Raw genomic sequence first — 22,326 nt, forward strand, 5'->3', positions numbered from 1 at the left:
AAGAACAAATGAAAACAAATACATTACAGAACTTAACTGATTTTTCAGGAACAATTTTGATTCCGGTTTTTGAAACGTATTCAAAAAGTATTGTTCCTATAACTTTTAATGGATTAGAAGTAACATCAAAAGTTTTTTCCGGAAAAAAAGACACTCATTATTTAGCCGAAAAAAATAACAATACATACGTTTTTATTGGCTTGGGAAAAGAGATAGACTATAAATCATTGAAAACTATTTTTCGTCGTATTTCATCAAAACAAAAAGAAAATTTTAGTTCAAATGTTGCTTTAGTTATACCGGAACAATTTATTGAGGATCAGATTGAAGCTATCGTTTCTGGGTTGCTTTTAGGAACGTATGATTTAGGTCATTTCAAATCAGAGAAAAATGCACATCCTTTTTTAGACCCTGATTTTACTTTGAATTTGCTTTCTGAAAAAGATTATTTGGCTACAGCCAAAAAAGGAATTAAAATTGCCAAAGCGCAACTGGCCATCCATAATTTAGTTGATTTACCACCTAATACTGTTAATCCAAAATATCTCGCAAATTGGGCTAAAGAAACGGGTGAAAAATATGGATTTGAAGTAGAAGTTTTAGGCCATGATGCTTCAAAAATAGTAGGACTTGGTGCTTTTTTGGCAGTTGGAAAAGGAAGTGAAAATGAGCCACAATTTATCATTATGAATTACACTCCTGCAGCCCAGGTGAAGCATATAAAACACGTTGGATTGGTAGGAAAAGGAATTACCTTTGATACCGGAGGATTAAATATTAAAACAGCCGGAATGCTTCATATGAAGTGTGATATGGCTGGTGGAGGTGCTGTTTTTGGGGCGATGCAATTGATTGCTGATTTACAATTACCTGTAAAAGTAACCGCAATTGTTCCTTGTGCCGAAAATTCTGTGGATGCCAAATCATTTTTACCTAGCGACGTAATACACAGTTACAGCGGACATTCGATAGAAATTATCGATACAGATGCTGAGGGCAGACTCGTTTTAGCGGATGGATTGTCGTATTTAATTAAAAATTTCAAACCGGAATATATTGTTGACATCGCTACACTTACCGGAAGTAGCGTTGGTACTTTTGGGTATGAATGTGGTGCTTTGTTTACCAATAATACAGAAATGGCTAAGAAATTACAAGAAAATGGAGATGCAATAGGAGAGCGTTTGTGGCCTTTACCGCTTTGGGATGTTTATAAATCAGATATTGAAAGTGATATTGCAGATGTAAAAAATTATAGTGGAAAACCAGTTGCGGGAGCAATAAGCGCAGCTAAATTTTTAGAATATTTTACCCAAGAACATAAAGCTTGGGCGCATCTTGATGTTGCAGGTGTAGCATTTGGCGATGATGAATTTGCTAAAAGTAAACATGCAACCGGGTATGGAGTTCATTTATTAACCAAATTTATTGAAAATTTATAACCTATGGAAAACTCTAAAACCTTCCTTTGTATTTCAAATTATTTCAAGGGTGCCGATTTTTTAATTAATTTAAAAAAGTTAGGCAACAAAGTCTATTTAGTGACGAGCGAAAAACTGAGAGACAAACCATGGCCGCATCAACATATTGATGAGATTTTTTATATGGAAGGTCAAGATGTCGATTGGAATTTAGAACATCTGTTGTTAGGCGTTGGTAATTTTATGAAGTCAACTAAAGTTGATGCTATCGTTGCTTTGGATGATTATGATGTTGAAAAAGCCACGTATCTCAGGGAAAACCTCCGTATTGACGGTATGGGACAAACTACAGGACGTTACTTTAGAGACAAACTTGCCATGCGCATGAGAGCAAAAAGTTGTGGGATTCCTATTCCGCCTTTTTGTTCGTTATTTAATGATCATGACATCAATACCTTTGCAGATACGATTCAAGCTCCATGGGTTTTGAAACCACGATCAGAAGCTTCGGCAGCAGGAATTATAAAAATAGATGACAAAGAGAGTTTGTGGATCCATATCAATGAAATGGGAAATAACAGATTCAAATATTTATTAGAACAATTTAAGCCCGGTGATGTGTATCATTGTGATAGTTTAATTTCGGATAGCAAAGTAATCTTTAGTTTGACTTCAAAATATTTAGCCACACCAATGGAAATTTCCAAAAGTGGCGGTGTTTTTCGTTCGGCTACTATTAAATACAATTCAGAAGATGATAAAGCTATAAAAAAGTTAAATGAGCAAGTAATGAAAGGCTTTGGATTGAAACATGGTGCCGCTCATACGGAATTCATCAAGAGCAATGAAGATGGTCAAATTTATTTTCTGGAGACTTCTTCAAGAGTAGGAGGAGCGCATCTGGCTGAAATGGTTGCCGAAGCTTCCAATATTAATCTATGGAAGGAATGGGCGGCTATTGAAGACGCATTGGCAAAAGGAACAAAATACGTTTTACCAAAAGTAAAAAAAGGATATGCCGGAATTGTTTTGACCTTATCAAAATTTCAGCATCCTAATTTATCTTCGTTTTCAGATCCGGAAGTTTGTTTCAGAGTTTCTTTAGAATATCATGCAGGACTTATTGTCAAATCAGATAATCAAGAAAGAGTTTTAGAACTATTAGAAGATTATGGGAATCGTTTTGTTAATGATTTTACTGCTGTAGTAGAACAAATTAAGGTAACCAACCTGCATTAATTTTTAATGGATTAAATAAAAAAGCGACTATTTCAATAGAGATAGTCGCTTTTTTATTTAAAGTTTACTTAAACTTTAAATTGGCATATTTTTATATCTTCGTTGAAATTTTCTATAAAAAAACAACGGTTTCCACTTCTTTCTCACATGAAAAAAACAGTTCTTATTTTTAGCTTTTTAGGATTAATCAGTTGTAAAACATACGATACAACTAGTTTAATTGAATCTCAAAAACCGGTTCAAAATGAATATTATACCATTGCTTTTGGTTCCTGCGATAATCAGAAGATTAAAAATGAACTGTGGTCAGCGATAGATAACAATCATCCTTCAGTTTGGATTTGGGGAGGTGACAATGTATATTCGGATACTAATACTATGGGTTTTCTTAAAAGTAATTATGAAATTCAGAAACAAGACCCTGATTATCTCAGGTTTATTGAAGACAAAATCATATTAGGAACATGGGACGATCACGATTATGGAGCAAATGACGGAGGTGAAGAATATCCTTTTAAAAGAGAAAGCCAACAGTTATTATTGGATTTTTTAGGCACTTCAACGAATGCTCCTGAGCGAAAAAGAGATGGCGTTTATACTGCTAAAATTATTGTTGTAAATGGGAATAAAATAAAAATTTTTGTATTGGATTCGCGATTTTTTAGAACATCCTTGACTAAAGCCATACATTCAAAAAAACGTTTTCAACCTAATAAATATGGAGAAGGTACAGTATTAGGCACCGCGCAATGGAAATGGCTAGAAAAAGAACTTACATCATCCGATGCACAATTTAATGTGATTGTCAGCAGTATTCAATTTTTATCAGATAAGCATGGTTTTGAAGCCTGGGGAAATTTTCCTCATGAAATAGAAAAATTAGAGAAATTGATCGTTTCCACCAAAGCGAAAGGCACTTTTATAATATCTGGAGATCGTCATATTGCTACTTTCTCTTCAAAAAATGTTACTGGATTATCCTATCCCTTAGTAGATTTTACTTCAAGTGGACTGACTCATATTTACACATCTTTCACAAGTGAAGAAAATCCTTATGTGAAAGGAAAAGTAGTTAAAGAGTTGAACTTTGGTCTATTAAAATTTGATTTTAAAAATAATAAAGTGATTATGGAAATTCGTGGAAAAGAAAATAAATTTATTCAAGAATATGTTCAGGTATATTCTGAAAAATAATTTTTTAGAGTCCTATTTATTTATAAAATTATAAAGTTTATTTTTGTTCAAAATGATTAATTATGAAAAACCAGTTTAGTATTATTTTTATCACATTTCTATTTTTTAATGGTGTAAATGCACAAGGTTTACTAGGAAAATCGGAGCAAATATTCACCAGACAAGATACTTTGCGAGGTAGCATCACTAAAGAAAGAGCGTGGTGGGACGCAAAATACTATCATCTCGACATTAAAGTAAATCCTGCAGACAGCACTATTACGGGTTCAAATACAATAAAATATCAAGTAATTCAGGAATACAACAGTATGCAAATTGACTTGCAAAATCCGATGGAAATTAATAAAGTCATTCAGGATGGAAAAGTTTTAAAATATAGAAGAGAAGGAAATGCATTTTTTATTGAATTAATTGCTCCTCAAACAAAAGGTGCAATAAAAGAACTTACCGTATTTTATGGTGGAAAACCAAAAGTTGCAGTAAATCCACCTTGGGACGGAGGAATCACTTGGAAAAAAGACAGTAATGGCAATCATTTTATAGCTTCTTCTTGTCAAGGATTGGGTGCCAGTGTTTGGTGGCCTAATAAAGATCATATGTATGACGAAGTGGATACTATGCTTATCAGCGTTAATATTCCTAAAAATTTGACGAATGTTTCTAATGGTCGTCTGCAAAGTGTTAAACAATTAAAAGATGGAACTAAAACTTACAATTGGTATGTATCAAATCCAATCAATAATTATGGTGTAAATATCAATATTGGTGATTATGTTTCCTTTTCAGAAAAATATAAAGGCGAGAAAGGCGATTTAGATTGTACTTATTATGTTTTAAGAGACAATTTGGCGAAAGCCAAAAAACAGTTCCAAGATGTTCCAAGAATGCTGAAAGCTTTTGAACATTGGTTTGGACCGTATCCATTTTATGAAGACAGCTACAAGTTAATCGAAGCTCCGTATTTAGGAATGGAACATCAAAGCAGTGTGACGTATGGTAATGGATACCAAAATGGGTATCGCGGTAGAGATTTAAGCGGAACAGGTTGGGGATTAAAATTTGATTTTATCATTATACACGAATCAGGTCATGAGTGGTTTGCCAATAATATCACGTATAAAGATATTGCTGATATGTGGATTCACGAGAGTTTTACAAACTATTCAGAAAGTCTTTTTGTAGAATATTACTATGGAAAAGAAGCCGGATTTGAATATGTGAGAGGGACAAGAAAAGGAATAAACAATGACAAACCAATTATAGGGAACTACGATGTTAATAGCGAAGGTTCTGGTGATATGTATCCAAAAGGAGGGAACTTGTTGCATTCTTTACGCCAAATTGTAAATAATGATGAGAAATGGAGAGGAATATTAAGAGGTTTAAATAGCACTTTTTATCACCAAACGGTAACTACGAAACAAATTGAAGATTATTTAAGTCAGGAAGTTGGAATAAATTTATCAACTGTTTTCAATCAATATTTAAGAGACACCAGAATCCCAACATTAGAATATTTTTTCAAAGATAATCAAGTTGGTTATCGCTGGACGAATTGTGTTTCTGGTTTTAATATGCCTGTTAAAGTAACTCTGAATGGAAAAGAAGAAGTACTGCAACCAGAAACAGAATGGAAAAGTGTTCCAACAAATACTGAAAATTCAAAACTGGAAATAGACAAAAACTTTTATGTTGCCAGTTTTAATATAACACTGTAAAGAATTAAACTAATAAAAAAGGCTGTATTTCTTAAATAAAGTAAGAGATACAGCCTTTTTGCTTTTTCTTGAATGGTATCGATCAAGAACGAACTAGAAAAAAGTTATTAGGATAGAAAAATAATTAAATTAAGTTTTTCTTAATGTAATTAAAACTTTTTACAGCAGATTCTATTGGATTTGGTTTATAGTTTGATTCGTGTTCCAAAAAGAAACGTTTCATTCCAGAAAGTTCAGCTTGAGCAAAAATCGATTTGAAATCTATTGTTCCAGTTCCTATTTCTGCATTCCAATCCGGATTAACTTTATCCTTATCTTTTACATGCCACATTGGGAAACGTCCCGGATATTTTTTGAATAATTGCAATGGATCATTTCCTGAACGAACTACCCAGTACAAATCCATTTCAAAATTAACCAAGTTTTTATCGGTCTCATTCAATAAAATCTCATATCCATTCGTTGGTCCAAATTTTGTGAATTCAAAATCATGATTGTGATAGGCTAATTTTAAACCTTCTGCTTTACAAATTTCTCCAATTTTATTTAACTGTAAAGCTAGTTTTTTATAATTATCCCCACTTGTTCCACGCAATTCTGAAACTATGTATGGAACTGTTATATATTCACTTCCAAGGTGATTTGCTGTTTCAATATATGATTTTACAAGATCAGTAGAACCATCTTTAATCATAGAATTAAAATCGAAATGATTACTCGTAGCTTTCAAACCATTATCATCAAGCATCGATTTAAAATCATGAACTGAAGTTCCAAAAAAGCCCTTGTCTATCGAATAACCAAAAGTTTCTACTTCTGTAAATCCAGCTTTTCCAACTAGAGCTAATACTCCTTTTACATCTTTTGGTAAAGTATCACGGAGCGTCCATAATTGAATTCCGATGGCTCTCTTTTTTGAATCAAAAGCAAATGTAGGAGCAATGGCTAATGCGCCTAATGCTAAACCAGCATTAATTAAAAATTCTCTTCTTTTTATCATGGGTTATTTTTTGAATTAGTTAAATATCGCAAATTGTGATAGCCTGTTTCAATGAGGCCAGTTTATCTGGGTTCTTGGGAAGAAATTCTTGTCCAACAAATCCCTTAAAACTAGTTTTCGCAATCGCTTTCATAATTGCAGAATAATTTAGTTCCTGAGTTCCGTCAATTTCATTTCGTCCAGGAACACCTGCAGTATGGTAATGTGCAATATATTGATGGTTCTCTCTTATATTTCTAATCACATCACCTTCATCAATTTGCATGTGATAAATATCATAAAGTAACTTAAAGTTTTCAGAATTTAATCGTTTCGCTAATTCTACTCCCCATGAGGTTCTGTCGCATTGATAATCTTTATGGTCAATTTTGCTGTTTAGCAATTCCATGACAAGGATTACATTGTGCTTTTCGGCCAAAGGAATTAGTTTTTGCAAACCAATAACACAATTATTCCAACCTTCTTCATCCGTTTTACCTCTTCGGCTTCCACTAAAGCAAATTAGATTTTTATAACCGGCTTTTGCGACAAGCGGAATCATTTCAGTGTAATTTTTCAGGAGCGTTTCATGAAATTTAATATCATTGAAACCATCTACTAAATTAATCTCTGCGCCATTACACATTGTGGAAACCAAATCATATTTTTTTAGAGTAGGCCAATCTTTTGGTCCAACTAAATCAATCCCGGTAATCCCCATTTTTTTGGACTCGATGCATAACTTATCTAAATCGATGTCACTAAAACACCAACGGGAAACAGAATGGTTTATATTTCCTTTCAATATACCCAATTGTGTTTCTGTTTCATTTTTTGGCATAGCCAAAGCAGAAAATCCAGAAGGAATTCCAAAAGCAGCTGTTGTCGCAAGTAATCCTTTTATTGCGGATCTTCTATTTAAATTAGTACTCATTTGTTTATATTTTATGCAGCAGAAGAAGTTTCTTCTACTTTGTTTTTTTCATTGAATAAAACTGCAAAAAGCAAGAATACTGCTAAAGCAATTCCGGCGGGAATAATCCAAACCATTTCCCAATTTATAGCACCATCTAACATTTTATAATTGTCTGTTATCCAACCTGCAACTGCAAAACCAATCAACATACCAACTCCGTAAGTAGCTAATGTGATTAGACCTTGAGCAGCACTTTTATATTTTTCTCCCGCTTTTGAATTAGTATAAATTTGACCCGAAACAAAAAAGAAATCATAGCAAATACCGTGTAAAGCAATACCTATAATAAGCATGAAGCTTAAATCGCCTCCATTACCATAGGCAAATAAAACATAACGAATTGCCCATGCTAACATTCCAACCAAGATCGTTTTCTTGAAACCGAAACGTGTAAAAAATACAGGAATCAATAATAAAAATAAGGCTTCCGATATTTGACCGATTGCCATTTTTCCTGTAGGATTTTCAACTCCAGCTTCTGTTAAAAATGGATGTGCATTTTGATAATAAAAGGCAAGAGGAATACAAATAAGAATAGATGAGATAAAAAAGATGGCGAAGTTTTTATCTTTCAGCAACTTTAAAGCATCAAGTCCTATAATATCACCTATTTTTATTTTTTCATCACTTACTTTTGGTGGCGTTTTTGGTAATGAAAAACTGAATATCCCTAAAATCAAAGCTGCAATTCCTGCCAAAAGAAATGTGTTTTTAAGCAATCCTTCTGAAACAGCTTCTGTAGTATCCCAATGAAAAATAAAACTGATAGACAATCCTGCTAAAATCCAGCCAATGGTTCCCCAAACTCTAATATTTGAGAACTCTTTTTCCGGATCTTTCATTTGATTAAATGACACTGAATTTACTAATGCTAATGTTGGCATATATAAAATCATGTAACTTAGAACGTAGGTATAGAACATTCCAACCTCTTCTGACTGATACATTTGATACATTAAAAATGCTCCGATAAGATGAAGTATTCCTAAGATTTTCTCAGCATTAAAATATCGGTCGGCAATTAAACCTATAATAAAAGGTGCAATAATAGCGCCCCATGATTGTGTAGAAAAAATGGCGGCAGTTTCTGATCCAGATGCTTTTAGATTATTCCCCAGAAACGTACCAAGGGTTACAAACCATGCTCCCCAGATAAAAAATTCTAGGAACATCATTATGGATAATTTAATTCGAATGGTGCTATTCATTGGTCTTTTTATTTTTTGGTTTTGGTTATTTTTTAATATTCAGCTCGCTATTACATACCGTTTTCACATCCAGTAGTTATTTCCATTGAATTCCATTCTTTAATCATAATGTTTCTAAACCAAACATTATCTCCGTGGTCTTGTAATGCAATTTTACCTTTTTTGAATGCAGCAAAACCTGGCCAAGTAGCAAATTTACTTCCTGCAACTAAAGTTTTAAAATTGGCATCCCAAAGTGTCGTTTCAACAACTTTCACTCCATTAAGTAACATGGTCAGTTTTCCATACTTACATACTAAATCAACGGAATTCCATTCTCCGACTGGTTTTACAGGCTCTGAAGAACTTTTAATTAAATCATACAAATTACCTGCTCGATGCTTTTCAATTTTTCCGTCAGAGTGACCATCATTGTCCAATATTTGCATCTCTAATCCTGTTTCATACGTATTTTTGAATTTTGCTAAATCTTCGTTTACATAGAAAATAATACCACTGTTTGCATTTGCTGCCACTTTCCATTCTAATTTTAAATGAAAATTCTGGTATTCTTTATCTGTTACAAGATCGCCTCCTTGACCATTTTGGGCAGCAGTAGGATCAAAATGCAATACACCATCTGCTGCTTTCCAAGCTGAACCAGCAGTCTTTTTTCCATAAGAATGCCATCCGGTTGTGGTTTGTCCATCAAATATTGATTTAAATCCTTTTGGTAATGTTTGTGTATTTGCTGTTTGAATCATTATCATTAAAAGTAATGATGTAAAAATATTTTTAATCATTTTTAGTGTTTTTAGTTTTTGAATTTATAACGTCAACGCTTTCCAGCCTTGGCGATAGTCTCGTTTTACAAATTGGTTCACTTCATCAAAATTGGTGATTTTCATGTTGTCATTATCCCACAATAATTTTGCAGAACGTCCCGGATAGATTTCTTCTCCAAGCTCTTCTCTCTTCAAATCGTAGCCTCTGATAGCTAAATTAGCCATTAATAAAGCTTCGGTTAAAGGACCTGCAATTTCGAAAGGAGAACTCAGTTCTTTCTTTCCATAACCTGCAATTGCCGCATCAACCCATTGTTTATAATGTCCATTCGAACCCTCATTAACTCTGGTATATTTTTGAGCTATTTTAAGGTTTTCATTTTTGCTAAGAGGAAGCAAACGAGGATTTAAACCATAGGTATCACACAACATTTTTCCTTTCGTACCAGTAAATAATGTTCCATTTCCACCGTCTCCAAAAATTTCATTTGGACCTAATTCAGAAGGTCTTTCAGGTTGAATTCCTCCATCCATCCAGTGTACTTTTACGTCACCATTTGTTTTTTCTGTTTTTGGAAAAGTTAACGTTACGTGACTTGAAGGGGGACAACTTTCTGGGAAATACCCTCTTTTGAATTCATCTACATAAACTGAACCAACACTACATTGAACATCTTTTGCATATTTTAAGTTTAATACACTAAAAGGAGCTTCAAGTAAGTGACAACCCATATCTCCTAAAGCACCTGTTCCGTAATCCCACCAACCACGCCAGTTGAAAGGTACTAATTTATTTACGTATTCTTTTTTTGGAGCTGTACCCAACCATAAATCCCAATCTAATTCCATAGGAATTTCAGCTCTATTAGTTGACCAAGGAATACCTTGTGGCCATACTGGACGGTCTGTCCAGGCATGAATAGTGTGAACATCACCAATTAAACCGGCTTCATACCATTCTTTCATGATTCGAGTGCCATCATTTGAGGCTCCTTGATTCCCCATTTGGGTGACCACTTTATATTTCTTGGCAGCTTGAGTCAAGATACGCGCTTCGTAAATGTCATGCGCTATTGGTTTTTGCACATATACATGTTTTCCTAACTGCATGGCTGCGAGAGCTTGAATCGCGTGATTATGATCTGGGGTAGATACTGAAACTGCATCAAAATTTTTATGTTCTTTGTCTAGCATTTCACGCCAATCCTTGTAAAACTTTGCCTTTGGATATGCTTTTACACTATTGGCCGCTCTACGCGTATCAACATCACATAAAAAAGCAATATCAGATTTTCCACTTTCGTAAATCTTTCTAACATCATGAGCTCCTTGGCCACCAACTCCAATACTGGCAATTTGCAAACGATCGCTTGGGGCAACAAATCCTCTTCCTAATACATGACGGGGAACAATCATAAATGCAGCTGCAGCTATAGCTGTTGTTTTTATGAAATCACGACGGTTATTTGTGATTTTATTCTCTTCTTCTTTTTGTTTCATTTATTTTTATACGGTTAGTTAATAGTAATAAAATAGTTTAATAAATGACGTGCTTTTGAATATTCTAAAGTTAAATAGAATAAACAGACACCTTTGATCTTATTTTTTAAGGGCTAAAATATATTTCGCCATTGATTTTGCATCCTCTTTTTTTAGAGATGCATGAGCAGCCATAGGTATTGTTCCCCAAACTCCGGAACCTCCTTTTATTATTTTACCGGATAAATAAGCGGCATTTTTTTCATTAGAAGGATATTTCTTTGCAATATCTAAATAGGAGGGACCTATAAGTTTCTTGTCTAATTTATGACATCCAATACAATCTGATTTAGCAATTAATTTTTCACCATCTGATATTTGAAAAATTGTGTTCGGTTTTTTAGTAACTTTACTATATTTTGTGTCTAAATTGTCATTAGTAAATGAGGTTAAGCTAATTAAAGCAACCCCAAAAAGCAAATATTTTAATTTCATTTTCATTTCTATTTAAGTTTTATAATCCTAAGTTTTTTCTATTAAAAGCTTTATTTGTTTCCACGGCAGCAAAGTCATCAAATGCTTTATCAGTAACTTTTATAATATGATTTTTTATAAATTCAGCACCTTCACGAGCTCCATCTTCTTGATTTTTAATGCAACATTCCCATTCCATAACTGCCCAACCTTTGAAATCATATTGTGCCAGTTTGCTGAAAATAGTTTTAAAATCAATTTGACCATCTCCTGGAGAACGATAACGCCCCGCACGATTTACCCAACTTTGATATCCTCCAAAAGTTCCTTGTTTCCCTGTTGGATTAAACTCAGCATCCTTTACGTGAAAAGCTTTAATCCTTTCATGGTAAAAATCGATGTATTGTATATAATCTAACTGTTGCAATACAAAATGTGAGGGGTCATAAAGCAAACAAGCTCTAGAATGATTATTTACAGCCTTCAAAAACATTTCATAGGTTTCCCCATCAAACAAATCTTCTCCAGGGTGAATTTCATAACAAAGATCGACTCCATTTTGATCAAACTCATTTAAGATAGGCAACCAGCGTTTTGCCAATTCAGCGAAACCATCTTCAACTAAACCCGGAGGTCTTTGTGGCCATGGGTGAAAATATTGCCAAAGCAAAGAACCGCTAAAAGTTGCATGTGCATTTAAACCTAAATTTTGGGATGCTTTTGCAGCATATTTCAATTGTTGAACGGCCCATTCTTGTCTCGCTTTTGAATTTCCATGCACATTTACCGGAGCAAAAGCATCAAAAAAATCATCATAAGCAGGATGAACAGCTACTAACTGACCTTGTAAGTGAGTTGATAGTTCTGTGATCTCTAAACCGTAAGAAGCAATTTTTCCTTTAAGTTCATCGGCATAGGTTTTACTTTCTGCAGCCTTTTGCAAATCAATGAATCGAGTATCTAATGTTGGCATTTGAATACCTTTAAAACCTAAATCAGCGGCCCATTTACAAATTCCATCTAAGGAATTAAAAGGAGCTTCATCACTAATAAATTGGGCTAAAAATACCGCAGGGCCTTGTATTGTTGTCATATTATATTTTGTCTAAAACTTTTATGAATACCTATTTTGTTACAAAACGTAAGGAGTCCATTTTTTATCAGATTGTGATGATGCTACTACGTTATCAATAAATGCCATTCCTCGTAATCCATCTTCTACAGAAGGGAAGTCTAACATTTCAGGAGTAGGTTCTGTACCATCTAATTTACAACCAAGTGTTAAGGCAAAGTTGCGATAAATATTTGCAAATGCTTCTAAATAACCTTCTGGATGTCCGCCAGGAGTACGGCAATTATGGGTTGCAAATGAAGATAAATGAGCGCCATAATTAGATCCCGCTCTTAAAATTTGAGTTGGTTCATCTAACCATCTAACCGTTAAAGTATTTGGATCATGTTGGAACCATTCGATTCCGCCTTTTTCACCATAAACTCTAATTTTCAAAGCATTTTCTTCTCCTGCAGCTACTTGCGATGCAATTAAAACTCCTTTTGCACCATTATCAAATTTCAACAATACAGCTCCATCATCATCCATTATGCGGCCCTCGACTAATGTATTTAGTTCTGCACAAACATCTGTAATTTTAGCTCCGGTAATATATTCGGCTAAATGTGATGCATGAGTTCCAATGTCTCCCATTACAGAACTTTTTCCTGATTTAGTCGGATCAGTTCTCCAAGCGGCTTGTGCATTACCTTCTCTTTCGGATAGTTTACTCAACCATCCTTGAGGATATTCTACCAAGATTTTTCTAATCTTACCCAGTTTTCCTTCTCTAACCATGGCTTTCGCCTGTTTGACCATTGGATAACCGGAGTAGGTATGAGTTAAACAAAGAATTAATCCCGTTTCTTCTACTTTTTGTTTTAATAGTTTTGCTTCTTCCAATGAAAAAGTCATTGGTTTTTCAATTACTACATTAAAACCATGTTCCAAAGCCATCATTGCAGGTGCAAAATGGGCAAAATTTGGTGTGACAATAGTAACAAAATCGATTCTTTCTTCAGCTGGTAAAGCCGCTTCAGCTTTAATCATTTCGTCATACGTTAAATACGTTCTTGATTCCGGAAGAAACAAGGCTTTACCAGATGCAATTGCGGTTTCTGGTTTTATACTTAAGGCACCACAACTTAATTCAATTAGTCCATCCATATTGGCGGCTAAGCGGTGAATAGCACCTATAAAGGCATCTTGACCACCACCGACCATACCCATTCTTAATTTTCTCATAATAATGAACCTAGATATTACCTTTTTTTAATTCTTTTACTGCGTAATCACAGGCACGTGCCGTTAAAGCCATAAATGTTAATGAAGGGTTTTGACAAGCGATAGATGGCATACAAGAACCATCGGTAACAAATACATTACTAACTTCATGCATTTGATTCCATTTATTTAAAACGGAAGTTTTAGGATCATTACCCATTCTGGCAGTACCCATTTCGTGTATAGCCATTCCAGGATAACAATCATTATCATAGGTTTTTACATTTTTGATTCCAGATGCTTCGAGCATTTCAGCTGCATCATTCATCATGTCCTCACGCATTTTAGCTTCATTCTCTTTGTATTCACAATCAATGGCCAATACAGGTTGTCCCCATTTATCTTTTTTGTTGTGATCGATGTAGACTTTATTTTCATAATAAGGCAACATTTCTCCAAATCCACCTAATCCCATACTCCAAGAATCCGCAGGAAGAGACATACTGTCTTTAAAATCTCCTCCAAAGGCTAATTCAGCAACTTCCTTATGCCATAATCCTCTACTTGCACCTCCTTGGTAACCAAAACCTCTTAAATAATCTCTTTTATCAGCACCTACATTTTGGTATCGTGGAATATAAATACCATTAGCTCTTCTTCCATATGTATATTTATCTTCAAAACCTTCGGCAGTTCCTTCGGCTCCACAACGGAAGTGATGGTCCATTAAATTATGTCCTAATTGTCCACTGGCATTACCCATTCCTTCCGGATGTGCCTCTGAAGTTGAATTCAACAAAATAAATGTCGAACCTAAAGTAGAACCATTTACAAAAACAATTTTAGCATAAAACTCCATAGTTTCATTTGTTTCCGCATCAATTACCATGACCCCTTTTGCTTTTTTGGTGTCTTTATCATAAATGATGTGATTCACAATAGAGTAGGGTCTTACTGTAAGTCTATTGGTTGCCATTGCAGCTGGTAATGTGGAAGATTGCGTGCTGAAATAAGCACCAAACGGACAACCACGACTGCATAAATTTCTATATTGACAGCTCCCACGACCTTTGTGGGGCACTGTTAAGTTTGCTGTACGACCAATAGTAAGAATACGGGTTCTGTTGTAATGTTTCTCCATTCTTTCTTTTACCGATTTTTCTACACAGTTCAAATCCATTGGCGGCAAAAATTTTCCGTCTGGCAAAAGAGGCCAGTTTTCGGCTTGACCACTAATTCCTGCAAATTTTTCTACATAATCATACCATTTAGTAAGATCTTTATATCGGATGGGCCAGTCATTTCCATAACCATCTTTGGCATTATCTTCAAAATTATGGTCACTAAAACGGTAACTTTGACGACCCCACATTAAAGATTTTCCACCTACATGAAATCCTCTGTACCAGTCAAAACGTTTGTCTTCTGTATACGGGCATTCCAAATCATCAACCCACCATTTTTCGGTAGCTTCATTGTATGGATAATCACGAGTTTGCACTGGATGTGTTCTTTTTTGTTCTTCGGTAAGTCTACCGGCATGTTCAAATTCCCAAGGAGCTTTCATGGCAGATTCGTAATCTTTAATGTGCTCAATATTCATACCTCGCTCTAACATCAAAACGTTTAAACCTTTCTCGGTAAGTTCTTTTGCTGCCCAACCACCACTAATTCCTGATCCTATTACAATAGCATCATATGTATTTTGTTCTTTTAAATTGGTATTTATATTCACGTGTAGTATTTTTATATTTTAAGGATATTTTTAAAGTCAAAAAGGTTTAATACTATTATGTTGCCCAAGCTTTTTGACCTGGGATATAATCTACGTTTCCATCATATCTGCCAGGGACAGGAAGGTATTCGCGTGCTTGTGTACAGCCTATTTCTGAAGAATAATAACCCAGAAGAGTCAAATCTCTGGCAATCAGAAAGAAAGAAGGTGCTTTATTACTAGCTATTGCTTCATCTTTTAAAGCTTCCATTAATTTTTGACGTTCTTCAATTGACATTGCCAAGAAATCCTTATTGAAATCTTTCAAACATTTTGCTTGCATATCTTTCATTCCAGAAGCAAAAATTTCTTGCATTTTTGCCGGATAACAATCTCTAATCATCATAGGAATAAAAGGGCCAAGTCCTGCGGCTTTAGCTCCTGGTGAAGATGCTGTAGTCGGTATAATGATATCGGCAAATTCACCTAAAATTTCCTCATCAGAAGCAGAAAAAAACACTCGATTTTTCTCTTTTTCAGGCAAAGTAAAACTTTCAAATAAAACGCCCATTGTAGTAGCTGAGATTGCGCTTCCCATCAAAAACGCAACGCTTTTAAGTGCTTCTCTTCTATTCATTTGTTAATTATTAAAATTGTGGATTGTTCTTAAATTATTATAACCTTACAATAATAAAGAAAAAAAAAACAGCTAAATTTTTTTTATGTTAATTTATTGAATAATTCCGTTTTTTTCAAATTATTAAGGGAATAACTTTGAAAAATTCATTAAACACTATCTCTAACCTTTTAAAACAAGAAAAAAAATATATTTTAAAAAACAAAGTAGGTCTGAAAATTCTTTTTTTTGCTATTTTTAGTTTAATTTAATCGGTTTTAACCTACTAAAATTTAATAAACTTTCATTTTCAGGAATCTCAATGCGTTAAAATGACATTAAAGCCGAAAATTAAACTTTAAATTGAATTTTAGTTAGTGTAAATAAATGCACAGTACTGCAACAATTATAAGTAGTGTTAGCTTGCAATAGAATAAATATCAAAAAGAAATAAAATAAAGTTTTTAAAAAGTACAAGTTAGATAGTTTTAAACTTGATTTAATAAAATAATTTACCTTTCAAATAATCCAAGTGTCCCACCAACCCAATCTTTGTCTTTATTGAATTTTACGCCAATCATTTCGCCGCGACTCAATCGTACCAAGTTGCATAGTAGAGTAGGAGCAGCATCTTCTTTTTTCCAAACACAAAGCACACGGACTTCGGCTTTTACTTTTCCGTCAGGAGATTGTACAATAGGAATGTAGTTTACCTTTTTTTGAAGAATATAAAGTTCTTTTTCGACCACAGATTCAATATCCTCTTTTGTTACATGAAAAATAACGCCTGTTCCTGAGAAAGAAAATAAAGGTTTTAAAACGTAATTTTCTAAATCTTTAGGAATTTCTTTGAGCTCACTTAATAAAGTAGTTTCTATAAAATATTTCCCTTTTAGAAAAGGTAAAATAAATTTACTGATTCGAAAAAACCAATTGGGATGTCCAGCCCATTCTACATCAAGTTCATCAGAGAAATCGAAATTTAACTTTAAATCAGTTCGCAAATCCAATTCATCAAAAATAACGCGATTATAGATTCTTTTTACCAGAATTTCATCGCCTTTTTCGTTTTTATAGAACAGTCGTTTGCCTTTTTTTATGAGCTCGGTAACACAAACTACCGGTATACCAATATCTCTATTGCAATAATAAAAATCAATTTTGGTATTTTGTTTTTCGGGTTCAATTTCCAGGAGAATAACATTTTCTTTTGGATGATTATTACAAATCGCTTCTTCAAGAATATCTTGATATCCTTGTGGCTCAATACCATTGATAAACGGTGTCAACTCACTAAGAAAAGGGTAGTGATTTTTGAATTTTTCATACAAATTAACCTGATAGTTGTACAAAGAAGGAAATCCTTGCACTTCAATTAGTTTAGGGATAATTACTCCATCTTCTTCACAAATTCCAAAATCAATTGCTAAAAAAGTGGTATGCTCATCCTCATTTGGAACTTTATGATTTAATTCTAATGATTTATCAGTAAGTAATTTAAAGCCTTCTTTTTGAACAAAATCTACAACTTCATTACAGCCTTCAATCAATTGTGCTTTTAACTCATTCGAAATAAAAAAAGGTGTTTCACCTAATCGAAAAGTAGGTGCATAATTAAAATCGGAAGCAATATCATCTTTAAATTCCTGATATTTCGTTTTTGTAAACTGAGCATTAAATAACTCCCGATATTTTGAAATCATCTCGAAATGAATTTATTAATTAGAAAGCATTTTTTTGGTTTTCATCAAATCATTAATAGCAGTTCTCAGAAAGTTTGGAATCAAGGTTTCATTAGTTCTGTATATTTTATCATCATCTAATAAATCTTCCAGCATGTTTCTAAACTTCCTTTTCCCTTTCATAGCCCTGATTTTTTCTTTTGCCTGTTTATTTCTTAAATGGGAAACAAAGCTTATTGGATCTGCTTCGGGATGAAATTGAGTACCTACAAAATAGTCCGTGAAACGAACCGCCATAATAGCACGTTCGTATTGTACATGGTCTCTAATTTTCTCCAATGAAATAATTTTAGCCCCTTTTTTTGCAAAAACACTTAGTTTTGGTTGTACAACTTGATAATCTCTGGAATCAATTGCATAAAAAGGATCTGCGAGTCCTTCAAATAAAGAATCAGTAAGTCCTTCTTTGGTTTTATGAATTGTCATTACACCAAAAGAAGTATCATTCCTTCGGGTCACCGTGGCCAGCCCAAAATGCAAACAGGCCATTTGAAAAGAATGGCAAATGAACAGTACATGCTTTTTAATTGCATTTTCAGTATTCCATTTATGCATTGAATCAATAAACGCATAATATTTCACATCCCAATTTCCATCGCCAATTAGCGGGTTTCCTGGACCTCCAGTTGAAATATAAATATCAAAGGTATTAATATCCGGCAATTCACATTTTACCCGAACATCAAATATTTCAAAATTAACTACTGGACTAAACCTACTGACAACATCAATAATACAACGCATTCCCTGATTAGGCTCACCGTTGTACATATCTAAAATCGCGATTTTTATAATTTTATTCGACATAACTATTTTTAAAAAACAATGTGCAAAGGTAATTTATATTTTATAATCCCTTTGTAAATTCGCCAGTTATAAAGTCCACCACTCTGGAAAGATCACCGGTTTCTTCAAAAACAGTTAATTGTTTATCTGCTCCAGTTCCGTTTTTCAAAATTTCATGAACATAATTAATATCTTCACGGCTTCCCAATTCATCTACTACATCGTCAATAAAATCTAACAATTCCAAGATAAGCATTTTGGTTTCCACTTCTTTTTGCAATCCAAAATCAATCATATTATTGTCAATTCCATATCGGGCTGCACGAAATTTGTTTTCCTTTATCAAAGCCAATCGATAAATATTAAAACTCGTATTATTCATGTTCAATTTGTAGAGTTTGGCCACAATTGCCTGAATAATGGCTACAATACAAATCGTTTCATCAACGGTTAAACACATATCGCAAATCCTAAATTCAATCGTATTATAAAACGGGTGCAAGCGTAAATCCCACCAAATCTTCTTAGGATTATCAATACAATTGGTTTTTACCAACGTATCTAAATAATTTTGGTATGCTGCAACCGAATCAAAATATTCCGGTAATCCAGTTCTTGGAAACTTGTCAAAAACCTTAGTCCTAAAGGATTTATAACCTGTTTTTCTTCCTTCCCAAAAAGGGGAGTTTGTAGAAAGCGCAAATATGTGAGGCAGGAAATACGTGGCCTGATTCATCAATTGCAAGCCAATTTCACGGTTTTCAATACCTACATGACAATGCATTCCAAAAATCAAATTGGAACGTGCTGCATCTTGCAATTCGTTTACAATATCATGGTAACGAGGATCGTCAGTAATAGGCTGATCCTGCCACTTCGAAAAAGGATGCGTTCCTGCTCCACCCACAATCAAATCTTGCTTATCCGCTAACTCAACGATTTTGGAACGCAGAAATCGAATTTCATTTTTGGCATCATTTACATTATTGCAAATATTTGTTCCCACTTCCACCACCGATTGATGCATTTCGGCCTTCACTTGCTCATTCAAAATTATTTTGGCGCCATCCACAATTTTTGACAAATGCGACCGTAAATCCCTTGTTTCAGGATCAATAATTTGATATTCTTCTTCTACACCAAGTGTAAAAATGGGTAATTTTTTCATTCAATTTATTTTTTTAGGAGCTATTTACTTCGTCAGTTCGCTTCGCTCGTGTCCCGCTTTCCGTTGCAATCTTTTGTCCTGAAAAAGTTCAGGACAAAAAAGGATTTTCACTTTAATCGGGGCTAGGGCATTTCGTAATCAACAAAACTTTTATTTAAAACTACATTTTTCTTCCCCAAACTGAATACTGATTACTTTCCTCCGGCGGCGTCTTTTATAAAAGTTCCCCAAGTCAAATTCATTTTTCCCGTTTTCTGTTTTTTGGCGGCAGCGATAGCCATTTTAGCGGATTCTTCCACCACCCATTCAAAATTTTCAGCACCAACAGAAGTCAATTCTGCATCAGGCGCTGGATTTCCAAAATCAATAGCATATGGAATTCCGTCACGAACTGCGAATTCTACCGTATTAAAGTCATATCCTAAACCTTTACAAAGACGTAAAGTGTAGTCTTTTATGGTAGCTAATAACTTTTTATCAACTGGAGGTCCATCAATTACATACCGCAGATGATGCGGATTTCTTGGTTCGTATTGCATAATTCGAACCGCTTTGCAACCCAAACAATAGACCCTAAAATATTCCGTAAAAACAATTTCTTCTTGCAACATCATCACTAACTGCCCCGTTTCCTGATGCTTGTCCCAAAACTCTTCTTTGTTTTCTAAACGATACACGTTTTTCCAACCGCCCCCAGCGTATGGTTTCATGTAAGCCGGAAATCCAATGTAATCAAATATTCCTTCCCAATCCATTGGGTATTTTAAGTTTCGGAAAGATTTTCCGGTGGTATCAGTAGGATGTTCGGCTGAAGGAAGAATTACCGTATTAGGCAGTGGAACTCCAAGGGTATCTGCTAAAGCGTTATTGAAAAATTTATCATCAGCACTCCACCAAAAAGGATTGTTAATTACATTAGTTCCTGTTAAAGCGGCGTTTTTTAAATAAGCACGATAAAAAGGAACGTCTTGCGAAATTCGGTCAATAATTACAGCATATTCACCATCTTTATTTTGAACTACTTTTTCAATAGCAACAGCTTCAGCAATGATTCCTTTCTCATTTTTTGAATTGACACGATCAATAAATGCTTGCGGAAAGGTGTCTTCCATTCCAAATAAAATTCCAATTTTTTTCATCTTGATACGTTTATAATTTTAAAAAAATTTAATTCTTGATAAATAATGCGGAAACATTTCTTTCCAAACAGGCCAGTCGTGCTTGCGTTCCTGACGGATATCTAACCAATGATGAATGTTCCTGTCGCTTAGAACTTTGCTTAATTTTAGATTGGCATCAAAACAAATATCCCAATTAGAAGTTCCTAAAACGATATCCATATTCCACAATTCAGAATCATTTAGACCGTATAAATAATCTTCCGGACTGTTGTAAAACACATCATCATTATGAAAACCATCCATAAAACTTTTAATATTGAAAGCACCGCTCATAGAGAACATATGACTGACATAACCAGGATGACGAAAGGCAAAATTAGCGGCATGATACCCGCCAAAACTGCAACCTGCCACAGCAACTTTTCCTGAGGAAGTATTGTTTTTTACCTTTTCGACGATTTCATGACAAATCATTTTATCGTATCTAACGTGATTTTCTATACGATGTATGGGATGAATATTATTATTGTAAAAACTGTCTTTGTCTATGCTGTCTGGACAAAATATTTGGATTAAACCCTGATCGATGTACCATCTTGCGGAATCAATCAATCCCATGTCTTTATTTTCATGATAACTGCCCATGGAAGTAGGAAACAAAATAATAGGATATCCTGCGTGTCCAAAAACTAACATTTCAATATCCCTGTTAAGATTAGGTGAATGCCATTTGAAATATTCTTCCTTCATAACTTTATTTTTAACAATTATAATGAAAAAATTCATGCAAATGACATAAATATTTATGCTTAATTAAGATTTATTATATAAAACATTACGATTATCAAATCGCAATTAAATTGCAAAATTCGAATCAATATCTTTCTGTTTTTTAAGTTATAAACAACAAATCAAGTCCTTTTAACATATTTCTAAAGCGAAAAAATCTAACAATTTCAAAAAACCGATGGGATTGTACTAAAAATTAAGATTTTATAGCCCTTTAATTAAATAGTCAAAATCAGGTTTGCTTTTTTATTATTCATTTAATTCAAACAATTGGACTTGACTTTTTAGTCTTTCAATTAGGATACTCATCATTCTTTTATTGATATTAGACGAGTTTTTTATGTAAACAGCATACTCATCCGAAGTAAATAATGCGATTATCATTCCTTTTAAAGCATTTCTAAACTTGATGTCTTTTTGGATTACATTTTCTATAACCGATAATTTTTTCTCAACTGTGTAGCTATAAAAGTCTGCTTTGTTTTTTGCTATATAATTAATAAAAGAAGCTATAAATAAATCGTTTTGCAACTTTAAAATAGGCCTAAGTACTTCATTTTGAAATGATTCTTCGGTTGAAGATTGATTGGTTACCGAACCTATTGATTGTCCTCGGAATTGTTTTAAAAAAGTATCGCGTTCGCTCATGGTTTTTTCTTTAAA

The 22,326-nt window shown here is 33.9% G+C and carries 20 protein-coding genes; 4 read left to right on the plus strand and 16 right to left on the minus strand.

Annotated features, from left to right (window positions below; genetic code table 11):
- Positions 1–8 precede the first annotated feature (8 nt).
- The 4 genes from E0I61_RS14260 to E0I61_RS14275 all read left to right on the plus strand — a co-directional run bounded on the left by E0I61_RS14260 (position 9) and on the right by E0I61_RS14275 (position 5,572).
- Positions 9–1,442: a leucyl aminopeptidase family protein gene (locus E0I61_RS14260; RefSeq protein ID WP_132072218.1), complete on the plus strand. Its 1,434-nt coding sequence runs from the start codon at positions 9–11 to the stop codon at positions 1,440–1,442.
- A gap of 3 nt (positions 1,443–1,445) precedes the next feature.
- Positions 1,446–2,660 carry an ATP-grasp domain-containing protein gene (locus E0I61_RS14265; protein ID WP_132072220.1) on the plus strand — a complete coding sequence of 405 codons (1,215 nt, stop codon included), beginning with the start codon at positions 1,446–1,448 and terminating at the stop codon, positions 2,658–2,660.
- Between the two features lie 147 nt (positions 2,661–2,807).
- Positions 2,808–3,854: an alkaline phosphatase D family protein gene (locus tag E0I61_RS14270; RefSeq protein ID WP_131997734.1), complete on the plus strand. Its 1,047-nt coding sequence runs from the start codon at positions 2,808–2,810 to the stop codon at positions 3,852–3,854.
- A gap of 62 nt (positions 3,855–3,916) precedes the next feature.
- Positions 3,917–5,572, plus strand: coding sequence for a M1 family metallopeptidase (locus E0I61_RS14275; RefSeq protein WP_132072222.1), 1,656 nt, complete (start codon positions 3,917–3,919; stop codon positions 5,570–5,572).
- A 124-nt stretch (positions 5,573–5,696) separates the two neighbouring features.
- On the opposite strand, the gene E0I61_RS14280 is transcribed toward E0I61_RS14275, so the two are convergent.
- The 16 genes from E0I61_RS14280 to E0I61_RS14355 form a co-directional block, all read right to left on the minus strand.
- A complete protein-coding gene (locus tag E0I61_RS14280; protein ID WP_132072224.1) occupies positions 5,697–6,572 on the minus strand; it encodes a sugar phosphate isomerase/epimerase family protein in 876 nt (291 codons plus the stop codon).
- 19 nt (positions 6,573–6,591) lie between these two features.
- Positions 6,592–7,485 carry a hydroxypyruvate isomerase family protein gene (locus tag E0I61_RS14285; protein ID WP_132072226.1) on the minus strand — a complete coding sequence of 298 codons (894 nt, stop codon included), beginning with the start codon at positions 7,483–7,485 and terminating at the stop codon, positions 6,592–6,594.
- An 11-nt stretch (positions 7,486–7,496) separates the two neighbouring features.
- The gene (locus tag E0I61_RS14290; protein WP_132072228.1) at positions 7,497–8,735 is read right to left on the minus strand and encodes a nucleoside permease; all 1,239 of its coding nucleotides are present in this window, start codon (positions 8,733–8,735) and stop codon (positions 7,497–7,499) included.
- A 50-nt stretch (positions 8,736–8,785) separates the two neighbouring features.
- Positions 8,786–9,517, minus strand: a complete 732-nt coding sequence (locus tag E0I61_RS14295) for a 3-keto-disaccharide hydrolase (protein WP_132072230.1) — start codon at positions 9,515–9,517, stop codon at positions 8,786–8,788.
- 24 nt (positions 9,518–9,541) lie between these two features.
- Positions 9,542–10,999 (minus strand): Gfo/Idh/MocA family protein, encoded by a 1,458-nt coding sequence (locus E0I61_RS14300; protein WP_132072232.1) that lies wholly within the window; start codon positions 10,997–10,999, stop codon positions 9,542–9,544.
- Between the two features lie 99 nt (positions 11,000–11,098).
- The gene (locus tag E0I61_RS14305) at positions 11,099–11,479 is read right to left on the minus strand and encodes a c-type cytochrome (protein WP_235832134.1); all 381 of its coding nucleotides are present in this window, start codon (positions 11,477–11,479) and stop codon (positions 11,099–11,101) included.
- A 13-nt stretch (positions 11,480–11,492) separates the two neighbouring features.
- Complete coding sequence (locus E0I61_RS14310; RefSeq protein ID WP_131997710.1) at positions 11,493–12,545, minus strand: sugar phosphate isomerase/epimerase family protein; 1,053 nt, start codon at positions 12,543–12,545, stop codon at positions 11,493–11,495.
- Between the two features lie 39 nt (positions 12,546–12,584).
- The gene (locus E0I61_RS14315) at positions 12,585–13,748 is read right to left on the minus strand and encodes a Gfo/Idh/MocA family protein (protein ID WP_235832135.1); all 1,164 of its coding nucleotides are present in this window, start codon (positions 13,746–13,748) and stop codon (positions 12,585–12,587) included.
- Between the two features lie 10 nt (positions 13,749–13,758).
- The gene (locus E0I61_RS14320) at positions 13,759–15,462 is read right to left on the minus strand and encodes a GMC oxidoreductase (RefSeq protein ID WP_131997707.1); all 1,704 of its coding nucleotides are present in this window, start codon (positions 15,460–15,462) and stop codon (positions 13,759–13,761) included.
- Positions 15,463–15,517: 55 nt separating this feature from the next.
- Positions 15,518–16,078: a gluconate 2-dehydrogenase subunit 3 family protein gene (locus E0I61_RS14325; RefSeq protein WP_131997704.1), complete on the minus strand. Its 561-nt coding sequence runs from the start codon at positions 16,076–16,078 to the stop codon at positions 15,518–15,520.
- Positions 16,079–16,569: 491 nt separating this feature from the next.
- Positions 16,570–17,760, minus strand: a complete 1,191-nt coding sequence (locus E0I61_RS14330; protein WP_132072234.1) for an ATP-grasp domain-containing protein — start codon at positions 17,758–17,760, stop codon at positions 16,570–16,572.
- Positions 17,761–17,775: 15 nt separating this feature from the next.
- Complete coding sequence (locus tag E0I61_RS14335) at positions 17,776–18,606, minus strand: type 1 glutamine amidotransferase (protein WP_132072236.1); 831 nt, start codon at positions 18,604–18,606, stop codon at positions 17,776–17,778.
- Between the two features lie 40 nt (positions 18,607–18,646).
- Positions 18,647–19,753 (minus strand): carboxylate-amine ligase, encoded by a 1,107-nt coding sequence (locus E0I61_RS14340; protein WP_131997695.1) that lies wholly within the window; start codon positions 19,751–19,753, stop codon positions 18,647–18,649.
- 191 nt (positions 19,754–19,944) lie between these two features.
- Positions 19,945–20,892, minus strand: coding sequence for an ATP-grasp domain-containing protein (locus E0I61_RS14345; protein WP_132072238.1), 948 nt, complete (start codon positions 20,890–20,892; stop codon positions 19,945–19,947).
- A gap of 18 nt (positions 20,893–20,910) precedes the next feature.
- Positions 20,911–21,624, minus strand: a complete 714-nt coding sequence (locus tag E0I61_RS14350; protein WP_132072240.1) for an esterase family protein — start codon at positions 21,622–21,624, stop codon at positions 20,911–20,913.
- Between the two features lie 288 nt (positions 21,625–21,912).
- A complete protein-coding gene (locus E0I61_RS14355; RefSeq protein WP_131997686.1) occupies positions 21,913–22,311 on the minus strand; it encodes a glyoxalase in 399 nt (132 codons plus the stop codon).
- Positions 22,312–22,326 lie beyond the last annotated feature (15 nt).

Source organism: Flavobacterium ranwuense (assembly GCF_004349315.1).
Lineage (GTDB): Bacteria > Bacteroidota > Bacteroidia > Flavobacteriales > Flavobacteriaceae > Flavobacterium > Flavobacterium ranwuense.